This is a genomic window from Collimonas sp. (genome assembly GCF_035566555.1).
Lineage (GTDB): Bacteria > Pseudomonadota > Gammaproteobacteria > Burkholderiales > Burkholderiaceae_D > Collimonas.
This window is the reverse complement of sequence record NZ_DATMRB010000106.1, coordinates 1-4530: the sequence shown is the minus strand read 5'-3', so window position 1 is coordinate 4530 and position 4530 is coordinate 1. Positions and strand designations below refer to the sequence as shown.

General features: G+C 61.2%; 8 protein-coding genes. 5 read left to right on the top strand and 3 right to left on the bottom strand.

What is annotated here, in order from left to right:
• From VNZ65_RS14080 to VNZ65_RS14060, 5 genes are all read left to right on the top strand, one after another.
• The coding region (locus VNZ65_RS14080) for an EAL domain-containing protein (protein ID WP_325670020.1) at positions 1 to 993 on the top strand (993 nt) is incomplete at its 5' end.
• A gap of 90 nt (positions 994 to 1083) precedes the next feature.
• Positions 1084 to 1683: a LysE/ArgO family amino acid transporter gene (locus VNZ65_RS14075; protein ID WP_325670018.1), complete on the top strand. Its 600-nt coding sequence runs from the start codon at positions 1084 to 1086 to the stop codon at positions 1681 to 1683.
• 110 nt (positions 1684 to 1793) lie between these two features.
• On the top strand, positions 1794 to 2105 hold the full coding sequence (locus VNZ65_RS14070; RefSeq protein ID WP_325670016.1) for a Dabb family protein: 312 nt from the start codon (positions 1794 to 1796) through the stop codon (positions 2103 to 2105).
• 8 nt (positions 2106 to 2113) lie between these two features.
• A complete protein-coding gene (locus VNZ65_RS14065; RefSeq protein WP_325670014.1) occupies positions 2114 to 2542 on the top strand; it encodes a PaaI family thioesterase in 429 nt (142 codons plus the stop codon).
• Positions 2543 to 2569: 27 nt separating this feature from the next.
• A complete protein-coding gene (locus tag VNZ65_RS14060; RefSeq protein ID WP_325670022.1) occupies positions 2570 to 2995 on the top strand; it encodes a GNAT family N-acetyltransferase in 426 nt (141 codons plus the stop codon).
• 53 nt (positions 2996 to 3048) lie between these two features.
• Here the strand turns inward: VNZ65_RS14060 and VNZ65_RS14055 are convergent, their stop codons facing one another.
• The 3 genes from VNZ65_RS14055 to VNZ65_RS14045 all read right to left on the bottom strand — a co-directional run.
• Entirely contained in the window at positions 3049 to 3834 is a 786-nt protein-coding gene (locus VNZ65_RS14055) for an NRDE family protein (protein ID WP_325670012.1), read from the bottom strand.
• Positions 3825 to 4118, bottom strand: coding sequence for a DUF4936 family protein (locus VNZ65_RS14050; protein ID WP_325670010.1), 294 nt, complete (start codon positions 4116 to 4118; stop codon positions 3825 to 3827). The genes VNZ65_RS14055 and VNZ65_RS14050 overlap by 10 nt, the downstream gene beginning before the upstream one ends.
• Positions 4119 to 4125: 7 nt before the next feature.
• A partial coding sequence (locus VNZ65_RS14045) for a YgfZ/GcvT domain-containing protein (RefSeq protein WP_414649133.1) occupies positions 4126 to 4530 on the bottom strand: 405 nt, incomplete at its 5' end.

Here is a 4530-nt window from a genome sequence, read left to right as displayed (position 1 = left end):
GCCGGCATGCGGGTGCAGGACGCCATTTCCGCGGCTGACCGCGCCTGCCGCGAAGCCAAGAAAGCCCATAACGAACACATCGTGGTGTATCACAAGAATGCGCCGGTGTTCCGCGAGCGGCTGGAAGAACTCAGCCTGATCGAAAGACTGGGCGGCGAATTCCTGCCCTCCGGCCTGTTTGTCGAAATGCAGCCGATCATGTCGCTGCGGCATCCGGAAGACTCGCTCAATTTTGAGGTCCTGCTCAGGCTGCGCGATGCCGACAACAAAGTGGTGCCGGCCACCCGGGTGATCGCGGCGGCGGAGGAAAACGGTAGTATCGCGGTGATCGACCGCTGGGTCATGGCGACCGTGCTGGAGTGGCTCGACCAGCACCAGGCGCAGCTGCCGCGGACCAAATTCGTCTGCGTGAATCTGAGCGGAGCCTCGCTCAACGATGAAAAATTCATCCAGGATCTTTTCCTGATCCTGGAAAAGCATCTGCGCGTGGTGCCTTTGCTGTGCATCGAGGTGACCGAAAGCGTGGCGCTGCACGATCTTGATCATACCAGCCGCATCATCGAGCGGCTGCAGGCGCTGGGCGCCAAGGTGGCGCTGGACGATTTCGGCGCCGGCTATACCTCGTTCACCTATCTCAAGAGTCTGTCGGCGGACGCCCTTAAAATCGACGGCGCATTCATTCAAAGCATGAACATGCACCCGGCCAACGAGGCGATCGTGGAAGCGATCGTCGAGCTGGCCCGCAATCTCGGCATGAAGAGCATCGCCGAGTGGGTCGAGGATTGCGCCATGATCGAGGCGCTGGCCAAGCTGGGGGTCGATTATGTGCAAGGCTTTATCGTCGCCAAGCCGCAATCGCCCGACGCTATCCTGCAGGCGAGCTCCGCCGCCAGTTTCATTACCGATCCGGACATGGCGCGTTTCGTCGCCGAGCGGCGCAAGGGCGTGGTCGAAAATGCGGACGGCGGCAAATGGTCTTCCAACCTGCATTGACGGGCCGGCAATAAGGCTTGCACCCGGCTGGTTTACAATGCCGGCTCCGAGCCAATACGGCTGGCGGGACATTATTGACGTTGGAGATGCATGACTGCTGCAATTTCGGGTTTTTCCCTTTCCCTGTCGCTGATCCTGGCGATCGGTTCGCAAAACGCCTTCGTTCTCAAGCAGGGATTGAAGCGCGAGCATGTGTTCTGGGTCTGCCTGACCTGCGCCGTCTCCGACGCCATCCTCATACTGCTGGGCGTGACCGGCCTGGCGATCATCATCCAGCAAGCGCCATGGCTGACCAGCGTCATGCGTTACGGCGGCGCCGCCTTCCTGTTCCTGTACGGCGCACGCAGCTTCTACACTGCCTGGAAATCGTCGGCCGTGCTGCAGCAGGGCGAAGATACGCAAGCCGCCTTGTTGCCGACCTTGCTGACTTGCGCCGCGCTGACCTGGCTCAATCCGCACGTCTATCTCGATACGGTTCTGCTGATCGGTTCCATCTCCACCCAGTTCCCAGACGACAAAGCCGGGTTTGCCGGCGGCGCCATGCTGGCTTCGCTGGTGTTCTTTTTTGCGCTCGGCTATGGCGCGGCCTTGCTGCGGCCTATCTTTGCCAAGCCGCTTTCCTGGCGCATATTGGAAGTCGTGGTGGGGCTTACCATGTGGACGATTGCGTATAAATTGTTGACCGAGTAAACCAGCGGCCCGAGGCAGCGCCGCGCCAAGAATGTAAAATGACGGATTGGCCGCTGCACTGGCGTTTCAGGCGTGCGCGGCATTCATTCCTATCAGAGAGCAGAGATCCCATGAGCGCGACCCTTAAGCACATCGTATTGTGGAAGTTGAAAGAGCACGCCGAAGGCGCCGACAAGGCCAGCAATGCGCTGAAACTCAAGACCCTGCTGGACAGCTGCGCCGGCATCGTACCTGGCATGATCAGGTTCGAAGCGGTAGTGGCCCAGCCCGGCTTGGAAGCAACCTATGACGTCTTGCTGAATTCCGAATTTGAATCGCAGGCGGCGCTGGACGCCTATCAGAACCACCCGGCCCACGTCGCCATCAAGCCCTTCTTCGGCGCCGTGCGCGAGGCGCGCCAGTGCATGGATTACCTGAGCTGAGCGGCCGCATGTTTCCTTCTCACGTTTTTCCGATCGACAATCCCTTCCTGAGCTATCTCGGCGTCGAATTCGTCGAGATGGGCGAGGGCGCGGCCGAGCTGGCCCTGACTTTGCAGCCGCACCACATGAACAGCTGGCAGGTCACTCATGGCGGCGTCTCGATGACCATGCTCGATGTGGTCATGGCGCTGGCGGGACGCTCGCTCTTGCCGCAGTCCGAAGCGGCCGTCACCGTCGAGATGAAAACCAGTTTCCTGCAGCCGGCGGGGCGCACCGGCGCCCGGCTGGTGGCCAAGGGCCGGGCTTTTCATCAATCCACCACCATGTGTTTTTGCGAAGCCGAGCTATGGCATGGCGATCATCTGGTGGCAAAAGCCATGGGCACCTTCAAATATCTGCGGCACAACCGCGCCGCACTCAAGATCAAACCTGGCTGACAATCGACCATGAACAATCCAGAAAACATGAAATTTCACCTGACAGTCGACAACTGGGCGCTACAGAAAGCGGACGCCCGCGCAGTGCGTTTCGACGTCTTCGTGATCGAGCAGAAAATTCCGGTCGAACTGGAATGGGACGACATGGATGAGCACTGCCTGCACGCCGTCGCCCATGACGAGAACGGCTACGCCATCGGCACCGGCCGCCTGCTGCCGGACGGCCATATCGGCCGCATGGCGGTGCGCGCGGCGGGACGCGGGCAGGGCATAGGCGCCGCGATCCTGCAAGCCCTGATGGCGCAGGCACGCCAGCGTGGCGACCGCGAAGTGGTGCTGAATGCGCAGACCCAGGCGGAAGCGTTTTACGGCCGCCAAGGTTTTGTCCGCGACGGCGAGGAATATTACGAAGCAGGGATTGCGCATGTCTGCATGCGCCACGTTTTCAGCTGAATTTCAGCTGAGTAGCGGGCCTGCCTGTGCTGACAGCGGGCAGGAGTTTGCCGTCAGCGCGTGCAGCGGCCGGCGGATTTGGATGACGCGTGAGTGTGGCAAGGCGCGCCTGAGGGCGTCGCAATCCGCTCGTGCAGCATGGCGCTGCCATTCGCCTTTAGCCGTACGATGGTAGAAGCGCGCGTACCGTAATCCGGCGATTCGATGAACACGGCTGACAGCATGCGTTCGGTTTCAATGCTGACGCCGGTGGACGGCAGGCGGCAATCGCCGGAACGGGTGGTGTCGCTGAGCATGTCGAAGAAGCAGGCATCGGGCGCGCCCTGGCACAGCAGGCTGGAGAATTGCGCCTTGGTGCGCACCACCTTGGGCCAGCAGACGTCCAGAGTCGCGTTCGACAAACCATACACGCCGGGCGCCAGCGGCTGGCCGTTGCGCGCATCGTCCTCGCCCTTATTGGAATACCAGATCAGCTGGCTGCCGTCGCCGACCAGCAGGTTGAAGCCGTTGAAACGCGCGGCATCGACTGCGATTTCAGCGACATATTCCGCCGCCGTTTTTTTACTGGCAAGGAAATCCGCCACCAGCGCGCCGCGGCTGGGGGCATCGGGCCGCCGTTCCGTCGGCGCCCGGACGTTGGTGATGGCGGCAAAGCGGCCGCCGCGGGTGATGCCGATCCAGGTGCCGCCGTCCTGCAGGTCGCGGCCGGCATAGATGTCGGGCTGATCTTCCCACCAGCTGGCGGCAGCGCTTGGACGCGCATAGAACTCATCGCGGTTGGCGGCGGCTATCAGCGGAGAGCCCGGAATCACTTGCCACGCAAAAACAATCAAGCACATGATGAAATATTGACAAAAAATTCAGTATGACGAGGGCCGTCGATCAAGGCGGCGAGGCCGTGCTTGGCAACCGCCTGGTCTATCACTTGCGCGAAATCCGGCGGCACCGAAGAATACACTTCCATCCAGGTGTGGTGTTCATCTTTTATTTCCGCACTGCGCTTGAGCGCGGTATTGACCTGATGCTGCAGCGACAGCTCGGCCTGCATGGCCGCCGCAACATGATCGAATTCCTGTGCGCGGCTGGCGGCGACCTTGTAATAGATATACAGATTGGTGCTCATCGCGGGCTCAGGCCGACAGTTCTGTGTCGGTGACGTCGATGATCGAATACGGCAGCGCATGGAACTGCAATTGCGCGCCGGTGGCCGAACCCAGGTGTACCGTGCCGTTTTCCAGCGCGGCGAGCTTGATCTCCAGCAGGCACAGGCTGCTGTGCGCGCTATCGGCTTCGGCATTGACGATCATGCCGCACGGCTGCTCCGGATCGTTGCTGGAAAATACTTCGGTGGCGGCGGTGATGCCGGTGGCGGCGACGCTGGCGAGCACCGCGCGGCGCTTGAGCTTGCCCAGGTACTGGCTGCGTGCGACGATTTCCTGGCCCGGATAGCAGCCCTTCTTGAAATTGACGCCGCCCACCACTTCGAAGTTGATCATCTGCGGCACGAACTGTTCTTGCGTGGCCAGCGTGACCTG

Coding starts and splice junctions, on each gene's coding strand:
- VNZ65_RS14075 (WP_325670018.1), top strand. CDS start 1,084: ATGACTGCTGCAATTTCGGGTTTTTCCCTTTCCCTGTCGCTGATCCTG.
- VNZ65_RS14070 (WP_325670016.1), top strand. CDS start 1,794: ATGAGCGCGACCCTTAAGCACATCGTATTGTGGAAGTTGAAAGAGCAC.
- VNZ65_RS14060 (WP_325670022.1), top strand. CDS start 2,570: ATGAAATTTCACCTGACAGTCGACAACTGGGCGCTACAGAAAGCGGAC.
- VNZ65_RS14055 (WP_325670012.1), bottom strand. CDS start 3,834: ATGTGCTTGATTGTTTTTGCGTGGCAAGTGATTCCGGGCTCTCCGCTG.
- VNZ65_RS14065 (WP_325670014.1), top strand. CDS start 2,114: ATGTTTCCTTCTCACGTTTTTCCGATCGACAATCCCTTCCTGAGCTAT.
- VNZ65_RS14050 (WP_325670010.1), bottom strand. CDS start 4,118: ATGAGCACCAATCTGTATATCTATTACAAGGTCGCCGCCAGCCGCGCA.